We start from the raw sequence: 19,254 nt of genomic DNA, 5'->3' as shown, positions 1-19,254 counted from the left end.
GCCGCCAGGGCGGGCCGCGGAACCAAAGAGAAAAATCATGTCACGCAACATCAAGCATCTGCTTGTCGGAGGCCTAATCACCATGACCATGTCACTTCCCACCGCTACGACGGCCAACGAGAGCGATCTCAGGCTGACAATCGTCAACCCCGAGAACCTCTACGACCCGACGCCGAACGGCTACAGCACGGCGGTCATCGTTCCCGCGGGTGCGCGTGTCGCCTACATCTCGGGGCAGGGCGGCCAGGACGCCACCGGCAGCCTGTCGCCCGACTTCTCCGTTCAGGTGAAGCAGGCCTATGCCAATCTGCGTAGCGCTCTCGACGCTCTCGGCGCAAAGCCCGACCAGGTCGCCAAGCTCACCGTCTACGTCGTCGACCACGACATGTCGAAGCTCGGCGTGCTGACGGAGAGCGTCAAGGCGATGTTCGGCAACACGCTACCGGCCCAGACGCTGATCCCCGTCCCCAAACTCGCCGTCGACCCAATGCTGTTCGAGGTCGAGGCTGTCGTCTTGCTGAAATAGTGGTGGTGGCTCGCCCGGGGGTGACTGATGCGTCGGCGCACGATGTTTGACCGTCAATCGGGAGGCCGGCCTCACCGGGGGTCGCGCATCCCGTTGAAACTGGAATTTCCAACCGGAGAAACGTCTGTCCTGGAGAGCAGAATAATAAAATTGACATCGACAGCCAATAAATATAAAATCCGCCTGTCGATATTTGCTTGTTCGATTTTTGTTATTGCGCAAAATCGCTGTGCGCCAACGAACATCCCTTCAAATAAAATCGCGATGTAAAACAGCCACGCAATCGCTTGGTTGTCGATGAATATTGCCATGAAAGGGGTTTGTTATGACCACTGGCACAGTGAAATGGTTCAATGCTACCAAGGGCTTCGGCTTCATCCAGCCTGACAACGGCGGTCCGGACGTGTTCGTCCACATTTCCGCGGTTGAGCGGGCCGGCATGCGTGAAATCGTCGAAGGCCAGAAGATCGCCTACGAGATGGAGCGTGACAACAAGTCGGGCAAGATGTCTGCCGGCCAGTTGCAGGCCGCCTGATCGGTCTTGGTGCCCTTCGGTGACCACGGATGTACTGGCACCGTCACAGGGCGCGATCGACTTACAAAAGCCAGGCAGTTTGCCTGGCTTTTTTGTTGGCAGCGTTCAGTCCTCTTTTCGAGAATGTAGGGATAACAAGCATGACTGATTCCCGGAGCAAGGCACGAGAGCAAGCCGAGTCAGCCTTCGGCAAGACGCAATCGCAATCTCTTGCCCGCAACCGGATCAACTCGGAGATTGACGCGGTCGTTCAGCAGCGCGAGGAAAAGACGCTGCGCTTGCGCGCTCTGCGGCTGGAAAGGGAAGCCACCGAGCTTGCCGCCGGTCCGTCTACCGTTCGCGAGCGCGCAGCCGGCAAGAAGTAAGAAACAGATATAAGATCAACGGCCTAGGTGATCAAAGTTGCTGGCGGAGAGAGCGCCCGCCCAACTAGCGTGCAGCTCAATCCAATACAGTCCAACAACTATTTGATACTCTGTAGATTTCTATTGCGCCCGTCCTGCGGCGTCCATTGCGATCCGCCGCCATCGCTGATAGTTTGTGGGTTATAATGTGGGGTAACGAGTTGGGCGGAGCGTGAAAAGCCAGGGGCGACATCCTGGAAAGGCACTAACAGCCGTGCAAGTGAGACAGACGAAGGCAGCAGGCCGTTATGCCGATGGCGCATGGCGCGGGCCGAGAAATCCCCACACGATACGTGCAAGAACCAGCACGCCGACGACGTAGCCCGTCCAGACGTGCACGGTCATCACGTCCTCCGTCAGGTAGGCAACGAAGAACCCAAGGGCAAGGGCCAATGGGCCATTCGGACGAATGGATCCCAGACCTGTATCTCGGAGGAAGATCGAGTGTGCATGCTGTCTGCCCCTTGTCGTTGTCCTCACAACAAGCCAACTCGACTTCCCATGCATTGACCTGGATCAAAAGGATGCGGCGTGGGTGGCGCGCGGCCGATTCCTCTTACCGGAGCTTGATCCTACTCCCGTCGGAAAGGCTGGAGGGCGGATAGACGACGACGATTTCGCCCGGACGAACGCCCTGCGCCACGGCGGCAATGCGAGTCGAGAGGCGCGCAATCTCTACCTCTCGGAACTGCGCGCGGCCCCCCTCCACAACGAAGACGCTCCAGGCATCGCCGCGCCGGAACAGTGCTCCGATCGGCACGACGATTGCCTGGTCGATTTCGTCGACCACGATCCTGACCTCGACACGGTAGCCGTCCCCCAGGCTGGTCCACATCTCCGGCGTCGAGGTTATGTCGACGACGACCCAGACGCGCTGCTCTTCGACGCCGAGCGCGGAGACTTTGGTGAAGCCGGAGGGCTCGACGCGTCGCACGGCCCCCTGCAAATCGGTGGGACCGCCCCATCGCTCAATGATCACCTTGTCGCCCTCCCTGATGCGGGTGGCATCGGTCGTCAGAACGTCAACCGCGATTTCGAGATCTCCAGGATCGGCCAGCTCGACCAATAGGGCGGCCTGCGCGACAGTGGTCTCACTCTCCTGGAGTATCCTGAGAACCCGACCGTTTATGGGGGAAGATACCGGGAAAGCCTCGCTAGCCTCCGAGTTGCCTGCGGACGTCAATGCCGCGCGAGCCTGCTCCAGAACATGTGTCGCCGCGTGCCAGCGGCGCTCGGCTGCATACGCCTGTCTCTCCGCGGAGCGAAACAGGAACTCCTCACGCTCCAATTGCGCCGCAGGCGCCACATTCCGCTTGGCGAGCGATCTGGTGCGTTCGAGGTCTGCACTGGCTTGGGCCAGAAGCACTTTGGCCTGCTCGTGAAGCGATTCCGCCTCCTCGACTGCCGCTTCGGCGGCGCCGACCTGGGCCTTGAGTTCCAGCCGCACGCGAGGATCAAGAAGCGGAGAAACAGGCGGCGTGATGGTCGCGAGCATCTGCCCCGCCTGCACGGCATCACCCGCCTCGAGCGCCAGCCGCTGTAGGCGTCCGGACAGAGGGGCCGACACCAGATAGCGGTCCCGCACGCGCGTGCGGCCGTCCTCTTCGATCGCGTCCTGGAAGTGTGAGGTCTTTACCTCGCCGGTTTCGACAAGGATCGGCTGCGGCATCAGGATCCAGTAGAGGCCAAGCGCTGCAAGCGCCAATACCAGTCCGCCGACGATCGAAGTTGTTCGAAGCTTCATATTCAGTCCCGCGCTTTCAGGACTGCCACCAGATCGAGCGTGTCGATCCGTCGGCGAATCGCAATGAAACTGGTGACAGCTGCACCGATCACCAAAAGCGCCGCTATGGCGTAGCTGCTTGGATCGATCACAGCGGGGATCTGAAATGACTCGCTCGCACGCGCCGACGCGATCAACTCGATCAAGTACCATCCAATAAGGAGCCCAGCAGGAACGGCCACAATGAGTTCCACGGCGAGCTCACCGAAAATGACAGCGGATACCTCACGCCTTGTCAGCCCCACTATTCGGAGGCTAGCCAGTTCCCAGGCGCGCTCCTGCAGGGCGATGCGGGCGCTGTTATAGACTACCCCTATCGCAATCAGCATTCCGAACCCCGCAAGAATTAGCGCCCCGACCAGCACCATTCCACCGATCGTCTCGTTGAACAACGCAAGCCACAGGGCCTTCACGGAGCTTCCCTCGACCTTCGGCATCAATCTTATACTGGACCAGAGCAGTTCGGATTGGCGCGGATCAATCCTGAGGGTCGCGACATTGCCGACATCACCCTCCCGCATCAAGCGATTGAGTGCCGTGCGCTCCATCGTCACCGATGCCCCAAGGATATCGTCCGATATCTTGCGAACGGCGGCGTCCCTCACGGTCCGGTTTCCTTCAAGCACTTCGATCGTGACACTGTCGCCCAGGTCGAGATCAAGCTGCCGCGCGATTGTCCGGCTGAGCATGATGCCGTCGGAGGGAACGGCAATTGGCTGCAGCGCGCTGTCTCTCGGAATCTTGAGTTCAGAGCCAGATTCCAGACCCGTGACCGATGTGCGATAGGTTCGGTGGCCGGCCCGCAATCTGATCGGCACGACTCGCTGGAACTCAGCTTTCAGCACGCCGGGGATCGCTTGCAGTTCGTAGAGCGCATCCGCCGAGACAGGTTCCGTAAAGGTAATGAATGCATCGCCACGCTCGATGCGCCCGAAGCTCACATCGATCATGTGGTCGATTGCATCGAACCAATAGAGCCCGAACAGAACCAGCGGAATGGCCAGAGCGATGCCGACGGTTGTCAAGAGCGTTCTCAACGGCCGTCCGAGGATGGTGCGCGCCGCCATGACATACTGGAGCGGGATTTGCTTGCTTCCAATAGTCTGCAGCCAGCCAAATGTGCGTAGCGCGGGCGGCGTTCCGGGTCGCATGGCTTCGGCGGGAGCAAGCATGGCTATCCGATATACCGCCGTCGCCGCCGCGAGATTAGCCGCGGCGACGCTGACAAGCATCGCAACAACGAGCAGCCACGGCTCAAGCTGCGCCTCCAGCAACGGAAAACGGAAGAAGGCGCGATAGGCTCCGACGACTCCAACCGCAAACCAGCGCCCCAGGGCAAGACCTATCGCCGTTCCCAGCAACGCAATGGCGGAAACCAGTTTAAAGTAGTGAAGCGCAATGGTGAGGTTTCTGAACCCCAGTGCCTTTAGCGAAGCGATCTGTCCCCGCTGCGCCTCGACCATCCTGCCGACGACGACGTTGAGCAGGAATGCCGCGATGCCGAAGAAGACCGACGGCATCACTATGCTCAAGGTTTCCTGCTCCGCCAGTTCGTCTTTCAGGAAGCGGTGCGAAGGCTGATCACTCCGATCGTAGGCTCCCGTTCCGCCGTATGGTGCGAGCAAAAGATCGACCTCTTCCAGGACATGCGGCACGCTTGCGTTAGGTGCCAGTGTCATCAACACGTCATTGAATGCGCCTTGCATGTCGAATGCGCTGGCTACCGCATCCTCACTGGCCCACAGTACGACAAAGTTCCGATCGTCCGGCAGTGGCACGGCGGCGCGTGTTGCAAAGACGAACTCGGGCGACAGGGCGGAGCCAACCACTCGGAAGTCCTGCAATCGCCCGTTCAGAACCACATCGATGGTGTCACCCGTCCGCACGGCGCGTGCCTCGGCGTAAGCCGCGTTGACGATTATCTCCTCCGGATGCAGCGGATCGGGCCAACGTCCCCGCACGAGATGGAGGCGATTGAGCAACGGCTGCCCCGAGGCTGGAAGCGAGATAACGCGCCCCGAGATCGGGAGGTTTGTGTCCTCACGGATTACGCGCACTGCCTTCGCGACGCGCGGTTCCACAATGCCGACGCCGTCAATTTCGCGCAGCCGGTCGACGATGACGAGCGGCGCGCGCGTAATGCTCGCAAAAACGTCGGCGAACCGTTCATTGCGGTAGTGCGCCTCCATGGCGCCTACCAGCGCCAGGTAGTTCGACAGGGACATTACAAAGACGGCGACGCCGGCGGCAACGAGCAGCGCGATGCTGAGGACCTGAAGCCGCATCGACCAAAGATCGCGCAGGACCTTGATATCGAGCACGTTCACCACGTCACGTCCTCGGCCCGTATTCGTTTCGGATTCGGTTCCTCCTTGACGATGCGCCCACCGCTTAATCGCAACACGCGATCAGCCATCCCAGCAATTGCGGAGTTGTGGGTGATGACCGCGGTCGTCGTGCTTAGTTCCGCGTTGACCTTTGCGATTGCTGCAAGAACCAGTCGGCCGGTATCTACGTCGAGCGCGCCGGTCGGTTCATCACAAAGCAGGATGTCCGGCCGTTTCACGATAGCGCGGGCCACCGCAACGCGCTGCTGCTCGCCGCCCGAAAGTTGCGAGGGAAAGTGACTGGCGCGATGCGTCAGCCCAACGAGTTCAAGCGCCTCGGCTGGCCTCATAGGGTTGCTGGCGATTTGCGCGACCAGCCGCACGTTCTCTTCAACGGTGAGGCTCGGTATCAGGTTGTAGAATTGAAACACGAACCCGACATGCTCGCGCCGGTAGGTCGTGAGTTCCTCGTCGCCGGCGCCGGTCAGTTCGTGGTCCCGCCAGGTTGCCGTTCCTGACGTTGGAGCATCCAGCCCGCCGAGAATATTGAGTAAGGTCGATTTGCCTGAGCCGGAGGGCCCAAGAAGAACGATGAATTCGCCTAGCCGGATATCGAGATTGACATCCTTCAGCGCTATGACTTGCGCATCGCCTGATCCATAGACTTTGGTCAACCCCCTGGCCACGAACACGGGGGCCTGAGGTTGTGTCGCTGGATTCGTTGCCTCTCGTTCACGGACTTGCATGCACGCTCCGGTCTCCGCCGAGATTGCAGAAGTCCTACAGATTGCCTCGTCCCGTCCCTTGATTCTTATCAAATTTGGAACGTGGTAAGGAAATTCAGTCCCACTGAGTAGTGGCCGACATCCCGTTCGTGCTTCAAAGTCCTGACAGAATGGCGGAAACTACACGGTCGCGCCCACAATGTATTCTTGTGTGGGTCTAGCCGACACTCACTCCGAAGACCGCACCGACCATGGCGGTGACGCCCATGGCAAGCGCACCCCAGAAAGTAACGCGGACCGCCCCCCGCATCACGCCCGCTCCTCCGGCCGTAGCGCCGAGGCCACCGAGGATGGCAAGCGCAACCACGGTGGTTCCGGCTACGAGAACACTGGTTGTCTCAACGGGGGAGGCGAGCGCCACCAGCACCGGAATGACCGCGCCCGCCGCGAAGGTCAGGGCCGATACGACAGCTGCCTGCACGGGATGGGCGGTGACCGTTTCGGAAATGCCGAGTTCGTCGCGGGCGTGCGCCCCCAACGCATCTCGCTCGGTCAGCTGGACTGCGACCCGCTCGGCCAGTTCCCTGTCGAGCCCGCGGTCGACATAGATCCGCGTCAGCTCTTCCAGCTCGGCCTTTGGCGTTTCTGCAAGCTCCCGCCGTTCCCGGGTGAGATCGGCGTTCTCGGCGTCGGTCTGGGAACTCACCGAGACATACTCACCCGCCGCCATGGACATCGCTCCGGCCACAAGGCCAGCAAGGCCGGCGATGAGGATTTCGATCGAGCCAGATCCGGCAGCCGCAACACCCACCACGAGGCTCGACGTGGACACAATGCCATCGTTAGCGCCGAGCACGGCCGCACGCAGCCAGCCGATGCGGTGGACCATGTGGATTTCGGAGTGCGAAAGGCGGCTCATGTCTGGTTTCCTTACAATAGGGTCGGCTGGTGTCCGGTGGCGGTAGACCTGGGTGACCATGTCTCTGCCGGAGAGATGCGAAGCGCACGGAGCGCGTTGAGGATCACGGCCACGTCGATCGCCTCCTGAATGAGCGCCCCTTGGACGGGCGTGAGGTAGCCCAGCGCCGCCGCGACCATGCTCATCACCGACAAGCCTATGCCTGTGATCACGCTTTCCAGCGCGATGCGGCGAGCGCCGCGGGCGATCTCGATCCCGGGTCCGAGCCTGTCGACGCGGTCAACCAACAGGACCACGTCGGCTGCCTCGGCAGAGGCGGCCGCACCACGTGCGCCCATGGCGACGCCCACATCGGCCGCGGCGAGAGCCGGAGCGTCGTTTACGCCGTCGCCAACCATCATGACCGGGCCGCGCTTGCGTTCGCTAAGCACCAGCAGCACCTTCTGGTCGGGCGTGAGACCGGCACGGATGCCGTCGAGCCCGAGGCCCTGGGTCACGCGCTCGGCCACCTCCTGACGGTCGCCTGTCGCCAGCAGGATCCGACCTATCCCCTAACCTGGCCAGCATGTCCTGCGTCCCCTCACGAAGTGGGTCTGCCATAACCAGATCGCCCGCCAGCCGCCCGTCGACACCAACTGCCACGAGGAGCGACCCGGCGGCGAGTGCCGGATGCTCCACTGCAGCCTCGCCAACACGGCCGGTGACGAACCCGTGCCCGCCGACCACAACGGACCTGGCGTCGACTTTGCCTGTCAGCCCTTCGCCGGGAGCTTCGGCCACATTCGTCGGAACCGGGAGCGACAGGCCGCGCTCCCGTGCCGCGGCGACGATCGCCTGCGCCACGGGGTGTTTCGTGGCCTGGTCGAGCGCCGCGGCCAATCGAAGAACCTCGTCGGGGTCCATGCCGCTATAGCTGTCGATCGTTACGATCTGCGGCCTGCCGTCGGTGAGCGTGCCGGTCTTGTCGAGGATGAGCGTCTGTGTCCTGGCCATGGCCTCAAGAGGACCCGCGCCTTTGATCAGCACGCCGAAGTGCGCCGCCCGCGAAAGGCCCGCCACAAGCGCCACCGGAACCGCCAGGATCAGCGGGCATGGCGTGGCCACCACGAGGACCGCGACTGCCCGGATAGGGTCTCCAGTGAACCACCATGCGGCGAAGGCTATGGCGACCGTGACCAGCAGGAAGCCGAGCGACCAGCGATCGGCCAGCCGCGACATGGGCGCCTTCGACCGCTGGGCGTCGTCCACGAGCCGTACGATGCCCGCATATGTGCTGTTCTTTGCAGGACGCGTCGCGACGAGGTCGAACGCGTCGCCTGCGTTTGTGGAACCGCTCATCGCATCGCCTCCGTTCTCCGCACGGATCGGGAGGGATTCGCCCGTCAGGGCGGACGTGTCGAGGAAGGCAGAGGCGGACGCCACCGTGCCGTCGACCGGGACAACGTCGCCCTGACGGATAAGCAGGCGGTCGCCGGGCATGATGTCGTCGAGCCGAACTTCTTCCAGGCCGCCGTTCCGATGCCGGGTCGCAGTGCGTGGCACACGCGCAAGCAGGTCGCGTATCTCGCGGCGCGCCCGCCCTTCCGCAAAGCTTTCGAGAAAGGTGCCGCCGGAATACATCAGCGCGACGACAGCCGCCGCCAGAGTTTCTCCGAAGAGGAGCGCGGCCGACATCGAAAGTGCGGCGACGATGTCCAGCCCCATTTCGCCGCGCCACAGGCTGCGCAGGATCTCCAGGAGCAGGGCGGCGAGCACGGGGAGCACGCCCACAAGCCAGACCGTCGAGGCCAGGTGCGGCCGTCCGCCGAAGTAGAGGGCAAGCCCACCCAGGAGCCCGCCCAGGGCAGCCAGCAACAGCGCGGTCTTCAACCGGTCTCCGTTCGAATGCTCCATGCAATCAGCCCTCTGCGTTTCCGGTCGCCGGTTGTTCGTCCCCGAATACCCGCCCGACGCGGCATGCGTCGATGCTATCTCCTTCGCCCCGAAGCAGGAACAGCGCATCGATCCCGACCTTCCGCGCCAGTTCCCCGCCCTTGCAGGGGCCGAGCACCATCAGGGCCGTCGCCCAGGCGTCGGCGGCGGCACAGGACGGGGCAAGAACTGTGACGGAGGCAGGTGCATCAAGGAGCGGCGCGCCCCGGCGCGGGTCCATCGTATGGGACAGTCGCCGTCCCTGCACTTCGACCCAATGCCGATAGTCGCCCGAGGTGGCCACGGCGCAGTCCTGCAGGGACAGGACCGAATGCGGCGCCCGCCGGTCCGGATCGGGCAGTTCCACGGCGACCGTCCAGGGCTCGCCGTCCGGCCTCAGTCCCATGGCCCGCATTTCGCCGTCTATGCCGACCAGTGCGTCACGGACTCCGAGGGTGGCTAGCGTTTCGGCCAGCCGGTCCACCCCGAAGCCCTTGGCGATGCCGTTGAGGTCGAGCGCAATGGGCACACGCGTGCGTACCTCCCCGTCGCCCGCCTCGATCGCCACATGCGCGGGAATGCGGCGCGGCGTCATGGCGGTGCGGATGAGGTTGGGCGCAGCGGCGGATGGGCCGAAGCCCCAGGCTGTCACCGCATCGCCCACCCCGATGTCGAAAGCACCGCCCGATGCCTTGCCGACCGCCAGCGCCAGCCTCAGAACTTCCATCATCATGGCCGGAACAGGCACCCGTTCTCCTACGGGCGCACGGTTGAGCCGCATCAGGTCGCTGTCGGGCTTCCATGTCGACATCTGCGCGTCGACCTCGTTGACCGCCGTCTGGAGGGCTTTGCGGGCGGCTTCGGCATCGAACCCTGGTGGCGCGAAGAAGAGAGCCGACCAGCGCGTGCCCATGGTCGGCCCGTTGAGCGCGTGGCGCACGAACTCAGTAGACGTCTTCGACATAGCGTCCCTCCGCCTTGAGCATCGCTGGCGACATGCCGAGGGGCTCCAGCATCCGTGCCATCGCCTCGGCGACCCCTGCCGCCATGTCCCGGCCGCCGCAGACCATCACACACGCGCCGTTGCGGATCGCGCCGATGACCTGCCGGTGTTCGGAAGCGAGAGCATCCTGCACGTAGTGGGGCCGGATGCCGCGCGAAACCGCGGTGGACAGGCGCGAGAGCCTGCCTTCGACCGCCCAGGCTTCCAGTTCCTCACGGTACAGGAAGTCGCTTTCCGGATGACGCATGCCGAAGAACAGGTGAATCGGCCTGCGCCCGCTGTTGGCCCTGATGAAGCCCGCCAGCGGTCCAAGCCCCGTGCCCGCTCCGACGAGGATCAGCGGAGCACGGTCCGTGCCCGCATGGAAGGCCGGGTTGCGGTGGAGGAAGGCAGCAAGCGTGTCGCCCGGTTCGAGTGCCATCAGCGCGCCTGAACACAGGCCCCGACATGCTTGCGCACCACGATCTCGACGAAGCCGTCGCCGCTACCCGATGCCAGCGAATAGAAGCGCGGATTGGTCGAGCCCTCCGGCACGACGCCGAGGAGGTCTCCCGCCTCGAACCTGGCGAATCCTTTCCGCGTGAGGCGCTGCCAGAGGGACAGGCGTGGTACCGCGAAACGCAGGATCGCCGTGGGCGCCTGGACGTCCTGGCCGTAGTTGCGCCGCGAGGTGAGCCTGAGGGAAGTTGTCTCGGGGCGGACGGGCCGATGGTCGAGTTCCAGTTCAATTGCCAGCGCCTCGCCGAGCGCACGCCCCCATCGCGCGAACTCCTGGGGCGACTGGCGGTCCACCGTGTCCAGCGGAAGCAGCGTCGGCCATCCCTTCGCCTTCGCCGCCGCCTCGACTGCTTGGGCGTAGCCACAGAAGGCCGGGAAGCCGCGGTCACCGAAGCCTAGCACCGCCAGCGGCGCTGAGGGGGCGACGGACAGCCTGGCCAGGCGGTCGAGGAACCCCTTCGCTGACGCCGGGGCATCGCCGTCGCCATAGGTCGCAGCGAGGACCACGTAGCGGCGAGCAGCGGGGGTCCGCGCCGGATCGAAGGCCGACATTGGCGCGACGTGAACCGGATGCCCGGCCCGAGTGAGCGCATCGTGCAGCGTCGCTGCAAAGCCCCAGGTGCTGCAGCCCTCGCTCCCAACCAGTATGACCGTCTCGCCGCGCGACGGCGGGACGTTGCCGCGGATGCGCGGTCGCCCGCGGCGTCCTGCCAGCCATATGACGGCGCCCGTAGCGCCCATCACAGGAACCGCGAGCGCCATCAGTCCGAGCAGCAGGCCGAGCACCGCGGCACCCTGTCCGGTATGCAGCATGTAGATTGTTTCGGAGGCACGCTCCCAGCCACTCAGGTTGGACCAGCCCAGCGTCGCTCCCGTCCCTTGGTCAAGGTACCCCGTGCCGAGGTCGGTCTTGAGCGTGAAGACGTCGCTCGCATCGCCTGGATAGGGGAAGCTGAGTTCGCGCAGGCTGGAGACGGGGGTTGAGACGAGCATGGGCATCCCGGCCAGGGGCATGCCTGTATCCCCGCTCACCGTGGACGGCAAATCCGGGACGACAGCCTGGTCCGGAAGGAACCCGAAGGTCGACGCCGTCATCCAGATCGCGGTCGCCGAGGACAGCAGGAGGCCGAGCACGGCCCCGCGCGCGAGCTCGGCATGAATGCGTCCCGTCATCGGCCCCCGCAGCGGGGCAAACCACCGCCTCCAGCCTCCGGCGCGGCGGGCGACGAGCATCGTTCCCGAGACGGCAAGGACGAGCATGGCTACCGCCCCGGCAGCCGAGACGAAGCGGCCGGCGTCGTCCATGAACAGCGAGCGGTGCAGGTTCGTCAGCCAGCGTTCGACCGGGTTCGCGTCGGCAGAGGCGACACCCGCCCCCGTGGCAGGATCGACCACCGCCGAACCCGGCGTTCCGTTGTCGAACCAGTAGGCCGTGATGCGTCCCGAGGGGGAGCGTTTAATCTGCTCCACCCCCGGATAGACGACATGGATGCGGGTCGCGAGATCGGCAACGCTCATCGTAGCTTCAGCCTGCGGCGCGCCCAGCCGCTCCGCCGCCGGGAAGACCGAAAGGGCGGCCCCGCTGAGCGCGAGCAGGCAGACCAAGGCCAGAGCCACAAGCCCAGGCCAGCGGTGAAGAGCTCGGATCATGCGTCCGCCCTCACATGCCGTAGCCAAAGCTGGCGACGTAGCGTCGGCCCTTGACGGACTGGCCGGCGCCCTTGGACGTGAGCGGCACCGCGACTTCGTTGGGGCTGTCGCGCATGTCCTCGACCGCGGCATCGATGTGCAGCGTGTAGCCGGCGTCGAAAAGCGCGTCAGCCAGGTCGAGCGTGATCTCGAGCTTGCGACCGGCCCCCACACTGGCCCCCGTTATGCCGTTGATCTCGGCGATGTTGCCGCGCGTCGCTCGGTACCAGTCGCTGAGATGCTCGTAGTATTTGGACTTGCCCCCCGCCATCCAGAGGGTGCCCGCATAGGCGCCCTTTGGATCGGTGACATAGATGGCGAGATAGGCTCCATCGCCGCCGTAGTTGTTCAGGGTGGTCGTCAGCGTCACCGGCCGCGCCATCGCTATGCCGGGAAGGGTGAGTGCGGTGGTGAGCGCCAGGGCGGCGAATATCGTTCTCATGACGAAGTCTCCAGGATTTGCGGGAAAGGTGGCGGGTGGCTCAGTTCACCTTGACCTTCGGCGCTGCGCCGCTGCCGAACAGGCCGTTGTTCGGCGGGGCAACTGTGCCCGCCCGAGCGGGTCCGACCGCGGCACCGCCCCGGTATCCGTCGTCATCATCGTCGCTGTCGTCGTCGTCATCGCCTTCGTGATGACCGTCGTCATCGTCGCCACGGCCGAGGCGGGGTCCATGATCCCGGTCAAGGCGGCCGTCATCGCTGGCGAACAGCAGGTTGGCGCCCTCATCGGAAGCGTCCTCGACGGTCTCGCGAGATGCGTGAGGCCGCGCTGCGTCATGCATGGCGCTCCACGCCGGAATGCCAGCGCCCACGGCCAGCGCAGTCGATGCGAACAGGATGGTGAATGTCTTCTTCATGGCAGGGTCTCCTTTTCTGATGGTTTCGTTCTGAAGGCCTCGCCTGATCCCTTCCTGACGGAAACGGAGTTTCTGCTTCAGCTTGCCGTCAGGAATCTAAAGGCCCCGCCGCAATGGCGAGGCCTCGGAAAGCACCTGCTTGTCCGGACGAGGGATCAGACGATATCGCCAGGACCAGCAGGTCTCTTCCGGCCCGTAACCAGGGTGCAGGCAAGGTTCTCCCGGTGGCGGAACGTCGCGAGCGCCATGCCCCCGAGGTGCAAGGCGACAAGGGGCAACATGGCGTTCGCCAGCGTCTTGGGGATCTCCTTGAGTGGCCCTTTGGCCTCGCCTTCCGCGTCGACGTCTCCCTGGCCAAGCCCTCGCCGTCGTCATCGTCCGCAAGCACCGGGGCCACGAACTGCAGCAGGTGGGTTGCGGCTGCGGCGCGGGCCGGCTCTTCCATGAGCCATCCTGTGAAGGCCGTTCCGGACAACGTCACGAGCAGTGTGATGATCATGGCCGCGCCTGCCGGGTTGTGGCCCAGGTAGCGCACCTCTCGCCCCTGGCGACATGGGCGACGTAGGTGAGCATGGCGGCGGGACTCCGGACGAACTGACCGAAACGGGCGTAGCGGCTCCCGACAAGACCCCACACGATTGCGAAAGCGATGCGGAAGCCGACCAGCGCCGCTACCACTTAGCCCGCGAACTCGTGAACCGGCTGTATCTCCTCGGCGGTGAGCCAAGCCGTGGCGAAGGCACCGACCAGTGGAAGATGCGGACAAGCGGTCCCATACCCCGACCCGGTGGGCGGGGTTCTGTGCGACTCCGTCGCGGGCGATGGCAGGTCATTGATCGTTATTGTGGGTTTTTCCCTCGCGACGCCGATCGCCGTCCCTGTGTTCGATTTCCAGTATCTCGAGGGTTGCCGGATGAACTGTCGCTTCGATCTGTTGCCCCCTGAGATCGGTACCGTCGATCTCGTAACAGCCGTCATCGATCTTGATCCGTCGCACCGTCCAGCCTTGCTGCGCCGCCAGGGCGGCAACGGCCTCCCTCGGCTTCCAGTCGGCCATCGGCACGAAGCACTCGTCATCGGCCATCGCGCTGCCGACCGGGAAGGCCGCGACGAATGCGAGAATTGTCAGGACGAGCCGCATGGCGAATTACTCCGTTCACCTGGATTTGCGCTGAACCTGCAGGGCCAACCTTACGGCACCCTGAAGTTAGCCCTCTATTCGCTTCAGCAACCCGTCAGGAAAATCTGATAGTAAAGGCAACGGCAGCGGAACAGGTGTGAACATGCGAATCCTGCTTGTAGAGGACGACGCCGTGCTGGGCGCCGCCGTGCGCGACCAAATCGCTGGGGACGGCCATTCGGTCGACTGAGTCATCAGGTTAGACGGGGCACGCGACGTGATGGCGAGCGCGGGCTATGACCTCATCCTGCTCGACCTCATGCTGCCCGACGGAAGGGGCATCGTCTTCCTCAAGGCGCTGAGGAATTCGGGGGACGTCACGCCCATCATCATCCTCACCGCGCTCGACCAGGTCTCCGACAGGATCGAGGGCCTAAAGGCCGGAGCGGACGACTATCTCGTGAAGCCTTTCGACCTCGATGAGCTTTCCGCCCGCATCGGCTCCGTCGCCCGCCGCTATTCGGGCAACCCGAACCCTATCATCCGGCATGGTGCGCTCAATATCGACCTCGCGCGGCGGAGCGTGCTCCGGGAGGGCAAGCCCGTTCAGCTTACCTCGCGCGAATGGGCACTGCTGGAGGCCTTCCTGGCGCGTCCCGGCCAGCTCCTGTCTAAGCCGCAGCTGGAGGAGAAGCTCTACGACTTCGACGTCGAGATCGAGAGCAACACGATCGAGGTCCATGTGAGCCGCCTTCGGAAGAAGCTGGGCACCAACCTCATCGAGACCGAGCGCGGCCTCGGCTATAGGCTTGCGCGGGCATGAGGGGGGCGCGAAGCCTCCAGGGTAGGCTCCTTCTGTCGCTCGGAGCAGTCCTGCTCGTGGTCTGGATCGCCGCAGCCTGGGCTACCGCCGTCCTGCTGAGGCACGAGATCGAAGAAGTCTTCGATTCCTCCCTGCAGGAAACCGCGCAGCGCCTGCTTCCGCTTGCCGTCCTTGACATCGTCGGGCGCGAGGATGGTGACACTGCCAGCCAGAGACTCGGAGCGGTCCGAAGCCATGACGAGCTTTTCACCTACGTGGTCCGCGACGACAAGGGCAAGGTCCTGCTCCGGTCACACGCGGCCGACCTCTCCACCTTCCCGCCATATACAGGAGCGGGCTTCGGCCGGACCGCAACGCACCGCCTCTACAGCGAAGAAGCTCTGCAGGGCACGATCCGCATCACGGTTGCGAAGTCGCTGGCACATCAGGACGCGGTTATTCGCGAAATGCAGATGGGCCTCGGCTTGCCCGTCCTGCTAGTGATTCCCACCGCGTTTGCGGCTGTCGCCTTCGCGGTGAGACAGAGCACCCGTTCGCTGCGGGCCTTCCGGGACCAGTTGGAGACCCGCAGCGAGAAAGACCTCGCCCCGGTTGCCTCCGGCGACCTGCCGAGCGAGGTCGCCCCGATGGCGGCTAGCATGAACGCACTGATCGAGAGGCTTCGAGCAGCGTTCGAGGCGGAGCGCAGCCTTACCGCCAACACTGCCCACGAACTCAGGACACCGCTCGCCGGAGCGATCGCCCAGGCCCAGCGCATCCGAAAGGAAACCGCCGAGCCTCAGACGGCCCAGCGCGGAGCCGACATCGAGGCGACGTTGAAGCGGCTGACGGCGCGCGCCGAGCGGCTCATGCAACTGGCGCGGGCGGAGGGAGGACGGCTGAACCTGGACCGGGAGTCCGACCTGCGCGATACACTGGACGTCGTGATCGGAGACATGCGCCGGAACGAGTCGACTGGGCGCATCTTACTCAGGCTGCCCGACACGCCCGTCATGTCAGCCGCCGATCCCGACGCGGTCGGAATCCTCTGCCGCAACCTGGTCGAGAACGCGCTGCGCCACGGAAGCCGGTCTTCCCCCGTCGAGGTGGCCCTTTCCTCCAACGGCCTTATGACGGTGTCCAACGACGGCCCCGTCGTGCCCGCTGAGACACTGGCGAGGCTAGCGGACCGCTTCGAGCGCAGCGGCGCGGCGGGCCGCGGGAACGGTATCGGCCTGTCCATCGTCTCGACCATCGCAGACCGCATGGGTGGCGCGCTGACGCTCAGGTCGCCGCGCCCAGGCTGCCAGACCGGATTCGAGGCAAGCGTCCCGCTCGCGAGCGCAGGTACTGCCGAGACAAGGACCTGAACTGAAGTTCATCTGGCCGCAACACGTCGAAAGAAACCGAAAATCCTGCATCGTATCCGCCGGTGGAACCGAGAGCTTCGAGGAATAAACCCACGGCGCGATCCGGGCCGATGGTCCGCGACCTTCAGCGAGGGCGCCGGTAGTGTCCGCTTTCGGGCAACGGCAAAGCTTATCTCTGCGGCCGAGACGAGGCGCAAAGCTGTCTTTCGATTTTCGCGTGCGATCCGCTCCAAGTTGAATTGGGACGTCCGGAGCGATCCAGTGCAATCCTGAAATAATGTGGGATAATGTGTGGGATGGTAATCAGGATGTTCAGAAAAATACAACAAAAACAAATGACTTCGTGAAAGTCTGGCGGAGAGAGCGGGATTCGAACCCGCGTTACGGTCTCCCGTAAACACACTTTCCAGGCGTGCGCCTTCAACCACTCGGCCACCTCTCCGCATGCGCGCTGTGCGCCGGCTGGTTATGCCGGGCAGGTTGGGAGTGCGCGCATCTCCTTGGCGTCGGCTCGTCGAGCCGTCATTCGGGTGCAGCCAACCTGCCGGGCACCCATCGCCTGCCACCGAACACATTAGCGTCCGGCTGCGGGGCTCATCTAGTCGATCCTGCGCCGCTTGCCAAGCGCTGACGTGGCAAATGTTATCAGGCAAAACGATCGTCGTGCTGCGCAGCGCCGGCAAAGCCACGATCCGCAGCGACGAGGCGCCTTGCTGGCACCGTCGCCGCCCTTCTTGCAAGTGCCTGGCGCTCTGTCACAAACTGCTTTGAAGGGCAGGGGGAGATTCGATGTCGTCAGAGAGCGAACCGTCCGGCTGGGACATCTGGCGCTGGCTGCCGGTGGCCTGGCTGTGCCTTGTCATGGCGCTCAGCGCGCGCGGCATCGACGCCAGCTTCGCCATCATGCTGGATTTCTCGATGCCGTCGGCAGTGCTGGGGCTGATCTATGTCTCGGTCGCCTTCAGCGCGGTGACGATCGGCTGGGGCATCTACCTGCTCGTGCTCGCCTACAATCGCGATCGCAGGTTCCGGCGCGCCTTCACCATCTGGCAATGGGCGATCATCGCCTTCCTCGTCCTCAAGCAGGTCTATGTTCTTGTCATGCCGAATTTCGCCTTTGGCCTCGTCGGTCTTGCCTGGGACGGCGGCGAGGTCGCCATCGGCCTTGCCATGATCTGGCTGGTTGGCCGACAGGACCAGCCACAAGCCTTGTTGAGCAGCGGCCCGCACGAGCGGCCCCGTCTGCTGGTTTCGATCGTCGCCGCCATCCTCGGCGTCATCGTCGGTGCAGCACTTGGCGCGGGTGTCGGGCTCGCGCTGGGCACGGGCATTTCCGAAGCCACCGATATGAGCTGCTTCGAGGGCGCCTGCGGCTATTTCGTCGTGCTGATCGGCCTCGGCGGCCTGCTGGTCGGCGCGGTTGCCGGCGGCATCTTCGCCGTCTGGCGGGCCAATCGCCGCAAGCCGAAGCCGCCAGTCCCGCCGCAAACGTCTGTCAATTAGCCGTGTCTTCGATTGCACCCACCGGCGGCGCGGCCTATTTCTCGTTCATAATCGATATCCAGGACCGCCGATGATCCGCTTCGTGTTCCGTCTTGCCGCCGCAATAGCGCTTTCGGTCGCCGTCATCATGGCCGTGCTCGACGCCACCCGCACCGTCGCCGTGTCACGGCTGGTGATGACGCCGCTCGATACCAGTTGGTCGACGGCCTCGCCCGATACCCTCGCCGCGACCGAGACATTCGTCCGTGACAAGACTGGCCCGGCTGTCTGGGACAGCGTCGTCGTGCCGGTGCTCAACCAGCCGGGCTTCGCGGTCTTTGCCGTGCTCGCCTTCCTGCTCTACGCAATCGGCCACCGGCGCCGCGCCGGCCGCTTCACCGGCGAGGTCTGACGCGACGCCAGCAAGCTTCGACGCAACGACGAGGAGGGAAGGCAGATGTTTTTCCTGAGCGACATGCTGAACAAGAAGCTCAAGCTGCCGACGTCTGGCGAAGCGCTGCCCGGCCGCGCGCGGGCGATTCCGACCGCATCGAAGCACTACGTCTCCAGGCGCCCGCTCAAGGGGCCATATCCCGAAGGCTTCGAGCAGGCGCTGTTCGGCCTGGGCTGCTTCTGGGGTGCGGAGCGCCTGTTCTGGCAGATCCCCGGCGTGTGGGTCACGGCAGTCGGCTATGCCGGCGGGCTCACGCCCAATCCGACATATCAGGAGACCTGCACCGGCCTTACCGGTCATGCCGAAGTCGTGCTGGTGGTCTACGACCCCGCACAGGTCAGCTACGGCGAGTTGCTGAAGATCTTCTGGGAGGCGCACGATCCGACCCAGGGTATGCGCCAGGGCAACGACGTCGGCACCACCTACCGTTCGGCGATCTACACCTTCTCCGACAGCCAGCAGGCCGAGGCGGTTGCCTCGCGCGATGCCTATCAGGCAGCGCTCAAGGCTGCCGGACGCGAAAAGATCACCACCGAGATCGCCGCAGCGCCTCAGTTCTACTTCGCCGAAGACGATCACCAGCAATACCTTGCCAAGAATCCCTATGGCTATTGTGGCCTCAAGGGCACCGGCGTTGCTTGCGCGATCCCCGACAAGGCGGCCGTTTAGACATTCGTTTCAGACGCCATTTGCGATGCCTGTGCATTTTTCCAAAAGGTCAAGATTCCGCGTGAATTTTGTCTTGGCCCGTGCAAGATATGGCCATGCGCGGGGGGAGAGATCCTCGCCATGGGCCGTGCGGCAGCCGGAGGAACGGCTCGCGCGGCGATTGCAAAAAAGACAACCGAC

The 19,254-nt window shown here is 64.1% G+C and carries 16 protein-coding genes, 1 tRNA gene and 3 pseudogenes; 8 read left to right on the top strand and 12 right to left on the bottom strand.

Annotation, left to right across the window (positions count from 1 at the left end; all coding sequences use genetic code 11):
- Positions 1-37: 37 nt before the first annotated feature.
- Entirely contained in the window at positions 38-526 is a 489-nt protein-coding gene (locus N7E70_RS00775; RefSeq protein WP_263005200.1) for a RidA family protein, read from the top strand.
- Between the two features lie 71 nt (positions 527-597).
- Here the strand turns inward: N7E70_RS00775 and N7E70_RS00770 are convergent, their stop codons facing one another.
- Entirely contained in the window at positions 598-837 is a 240-nt protein-coding gene (locus N7E70_RS00770; RefSeq protein ID WP_263005199.1) for a hypothetical protein, read from the bottom strand.
- A 14-nt stretch (positions 838-851) separates the two neighbouring features.
- On the opposite strand from N7E70_RS00770, the gene N7E70_RS00765 reads away from it, so the two are divergent.
- Both N7E70_RS00765 and N7E70_RS00760 read left to right on the top strand, forming a co-directional pair.
- Positions 852-1,061 (top strand): cold-shock protein, encoded by a 210-nt coding sequence (locus tag N7E70_RS00765; RefSeq protein WP_115729494.1) that lies wholly within the window; start codon positions 852-854, stop codon positions 1,059-1,061.
- A gap of 140 nt (positions 1,062-1,201) precedes the next feature.
- Positions 1,202-1,426 (top strand): hypothetical protein, encoded by a 225-nt coding sequence (locus N7E70_RS00760; RefSeq protein WP_263005198.1) that lies wholly within the window; start codon positions 1,202-1,204, stop codon positions 1,424-1,426.
- Between the two features lie 595 nt (positions 1,427-2,021).
- Here the strand turns inward: N7E70_RS00760 and N7E70_RS00755 are convergent.
- From N7E70_RS00755 to N7E70_RS00710, 10 genes and pseudogenes are all read right to left on the bottom strand, one after another.
- Positions 2,022-3,209 carry an efflux RND transporter periplasmic adaptor subunit gene (locus N7E70_RS00755; protein ID WP_263005197.1) on the bottom strand — a complete coding sequence of 396 codons (1,188 nt, stop codon included), beginning with the start codon at positions 3,207-3,209 and terminating at the stop codon, positions 2,022-2,024.
- A 2-nt stretch (positions 3,210-3,211) separates the two neighbouring features.
- Positions 3,212-5,575, bottom strand: a complete 2,364-nt coding sequence (locus N7E70_RS00750; protein WP_263005196.1) for an ABC transporter permease — start codon at positions 5,573-5,575, stop codon at positions 3,212-3,214.
- A complete protein-coding gene (locus tag N7E70_RS00745; RefSeq protein WP_263005195.1) occupies positions 5,572-6,321 on the bottom strand; it encodes an ABC transporter ATP-binding protein in 750 nt (249 codons plus the stop codon). The genes N7E70_RS00750 and N7E70_RS00745 overlap by 4 nt, the downstream gene beginning before the upstream one ends.
- A gap of 196 nt (positions 6,322-6,517) precedes the next feature.
- Complete coding sequence (locus tag N7E70_RS00740; RefSeq protein ID WP_263005194.1) at positions 6,518-7,219, bottom strand: VIT1/CCC1 transporter family protein; 702 nt, start codon at positions 7,217-7,219, stop codon at positions 6,518-6,520.
- Positions 7,220-7,230: 11 nt separating this feature from the next.
- Positions 7,231-9,112 (bottom strand): annotated as a pseudogene (locus N7E70_RS00735) (heavy metal translocating P-type ATPase).
- Positions 9,113-9,116: 4 nt separating this feature from the next.
- Positions 9,117-10,094, bottom strand: coding sequence for an FAD:protein FMN transferase (locus tag N7E70_RS00730; protein WP_263005193.1), 978 nt, complete (start codon positions 10,092-10,094; stop codon positions 9,117-9,119).
- A pseudogene (locus tag N7E70_RS00725) lies at positions 10,075-12,281 on the bottom strand (PepSY domain-containing protein). Before N7E70_RS00725 ends, N7E70_RS00730 begins: the two are co-directional and overlap by 20 nt.
- Positions 12,282-12,291: 10 nt before the next feature.
- Positions 12,292-12,762, bottom strand: a complete 471-nt coding sequence (locus N7E70_RS00720) for a DUF2271 domain-containing protein (protein WP_154384612.1) — start codon at positions 12,760-12,762, stop codon at positions 12,292-12,294.
- Between the two features lie 40 nt (positions 12,763-12,802).
- On the bottom strand, positions 12,803-13,177 hold the full coding sequence (locus N7E70_RS00715) for a hypothetical protein (protein WP_263005192.1): 375 nt from the start codon (positions 13,175-13,177) through the stop codon (positions 12,803-12,805).
- Between the two features lie 829 nt (positions 13,178-14,006).
- Complete coding sequence (locus tag N7E70_RS00710; RefSeq protein ID WP_067954670.1) at positions 14,007-14,318, bottom strand: PepSY domain-containing protein; 312 nt, start codon at positions 14,316-14,318, stop codon at positions 14,007-14,009.
- 142 nt (positions 14,319-14,460) lie between these two features.
- Here N7E70_RS00710 and N7E70_RS00705 point away from each other — a divergent pair.
- Both N7E70_RS00705 and N7E70_RS00700 read left to right on the top strand, forming a co-directional pair.
- A pseudogene (locus tag N7E70_RS00705) lies at positions 14,461-15,120 on the top strand (response regulator transcription factor).
- 56 nt (positions 15,121-15,176) lie between these two features.
- Entirely contained in the window at positions 15,177-16,469 is a 1,293-nt protein-coding gene (locus tag N7E70_RS00700) for a sensor histidine kinase (RefSeq protein WP_263005191.1), read from the top strand.
- Positions 16,470-16,821: 352 nt separating this feature from the next.
- Here the strand turns inward: N7E70_RS00700 and N7E70_RS00695 are convergent.
- Positions 16,822-16,911: transfer RNA gene (locus N7E70_RS00695), tRNA-Ser, on the bottom strand.
- Positions 16,912-17,258: 347 nt separating this feature from the next.
- Here N7E70_RS00695 and N7E70_RS00690 point away from each other — a divergent pair.
- From N7E70_RS00690 to msrA, 3 genes are all read left to right on the top strand, one after another.
- Positions 17,259-17,972, top strand: a complete 714-nt coding sequence (locus N7E70_RS00690; protein ID WP_263005190.1) for a hypothetical protein — start codon at positions 17,259-17,261, stop codon at positions 17,970-17,972.
- Between the two features lie 70 nt (positions 17,973-18,042).
- Positions 18,043-18,363, top strand: a complete 321-nt coding sequence (locus N7E70_RS00685; RefSeq protein ID WP_067954665.1) for a hypothetical protein — start codon at positions 18,043-18,045, stop codon at positions 18,361-18,363.
- Positions 18,364-18,408: 45 nt separating this feature from the next.
- Positions 18,409-19,074 carry a peptide-methionine (S)-S-oxide reductase MsrA gene (gene msrA, locus N7E70_RS00680; protein WP_263005189.1) on the top strand — a complete coding sequence of 222 codons (666 nt, stop codon included), beginning with the start codon at positions 18,409-18,411 and terminating at the stop codon, positions 19,072-19,074.
- The last annotated feature ends 180 nt before the right edge of the window (positions 19,075-19,254 follow it).

The sequence above is a fragment of the Aminobacter sp. NyZ550 genome (genome assembly GCF_025628925.2).
Classification (GTDB): Bacteria; Pseudomonadota; Alphaproteobacteria; order Rhizobiales; family Rhizobiaceae; genus Aminobacter; species Aminobacter ciceronei.
Note: the sequence above shows the minus strand (reverse complement) of the source record. Positions and strands in the feature narration are given on the sequence as shown.

What these genes read in the sequence shown, in the direction of transcription:
- N7E70_RS00715 (WP_263005192.1), bottom strand. Translation starts at nt 13,177, where the DNA reads ATGAAGAAGACATTCACCATCCTGTTCGCATCGACTGCGCTGGCCGTG.
- N7E70_RS00730 (WP_263005193.1), bottom strand. Translation starts at nt 10,094, where the DNA reads ATGTCGAAGACGTCTACTGAGTTCGTGCGCCACGCGCTCAACGGGCCG.
- N7E70_RS00765 (WP_115729494.1), top strand. Translation starts at nt 852, where the DNA reads ATGACCACTGGCACAGTGAAATGGTTCAATGCTACCAAGGGCTTCGGC.
- N7E70_RS00690 (WP_263005190.1), top strand. Translation starts at nt 17,259, where the DNA reads ATGTCGTCAGAGAGCGAACCGTCCGGCTGGGACATCTGGCGCTGGCTG.
- N7E70_RS00740 (WP_263005194.1), bottom strand. Translation starts at nt 7,219, where the DNA reads ATGAGCCGCCTTTCGCACTCCGAAATCCACATGGTCCACCGCATCGGC.
- N7E70_RS00685 (WP_067954665.1), top strand. Translation starts at nt 18,043, where the DNA reads ATGATCCGCTTCGTGTTCCGTCTTGCCGCCGCAATAGCGCTTTCGGTC.
- msrA (WP_263005189.1), top strand. Translation starts at nt 18,409, where the DNA reads ATGTTTTTCCTGAGCGACATGCTGAACAAGAAGCTCAAGCTGCCGACG.
- N7E70_RS00770 (WP_263005199.1), bottom strand. Translation starts at nt 837, where the DNA reads ATGGCAATATTCATCGACAACCAAGCGATTGCGTGGCTGTTTTACATC.
- N7E70_RS00720 (WP_154384612.1), bottom strand. Translation starts at nt 12,762, where the DNA reads ATGAGAACGATATTCGCCGCCCTGGCGCTCACCACCGCACTCACCCTT.
- N7E70_RS00745 (WP_263005195.1), bottom strand. Translation starts at nt 6,321, where the DNA reads ATGCAAGTCCGTGAACGAGAGGCAACGAATCCAGCGACACAACCTCAG.
- N7E70_RS00775 (WP_263005200.1), top strand. Translation starts at nt 38, where the DNA reads ATGTCACGCAACATCAAGCATCTGCTTGTCGGAGGCCTAATCACCATG.
- N7E70_RS00760 (WP_263005198.1), top strand. Translation starts at nt 1,202, where the DNA reads ATGACTGATTCCCGGAGCAAGGCACGAGAGCAAGCCGAGTCAGCCTTC.
- N7E70_RS00710 (WP_067954670.1), bottom strand. Translation starts at nt 14,318, where the DNA reads ATGCGGCTCGTCCTGACAATTCTCGCATTCGTCGCGGCCTTCCCGGTC.
- N7E70_RS00755 (WP_263005197.1), bottom strand. Translation starts at nt 3,209, where the DNA reads ATGAAGCTTCGAACAACTTCGATCGTCGGCGGACTGGTATTGGCGCTT.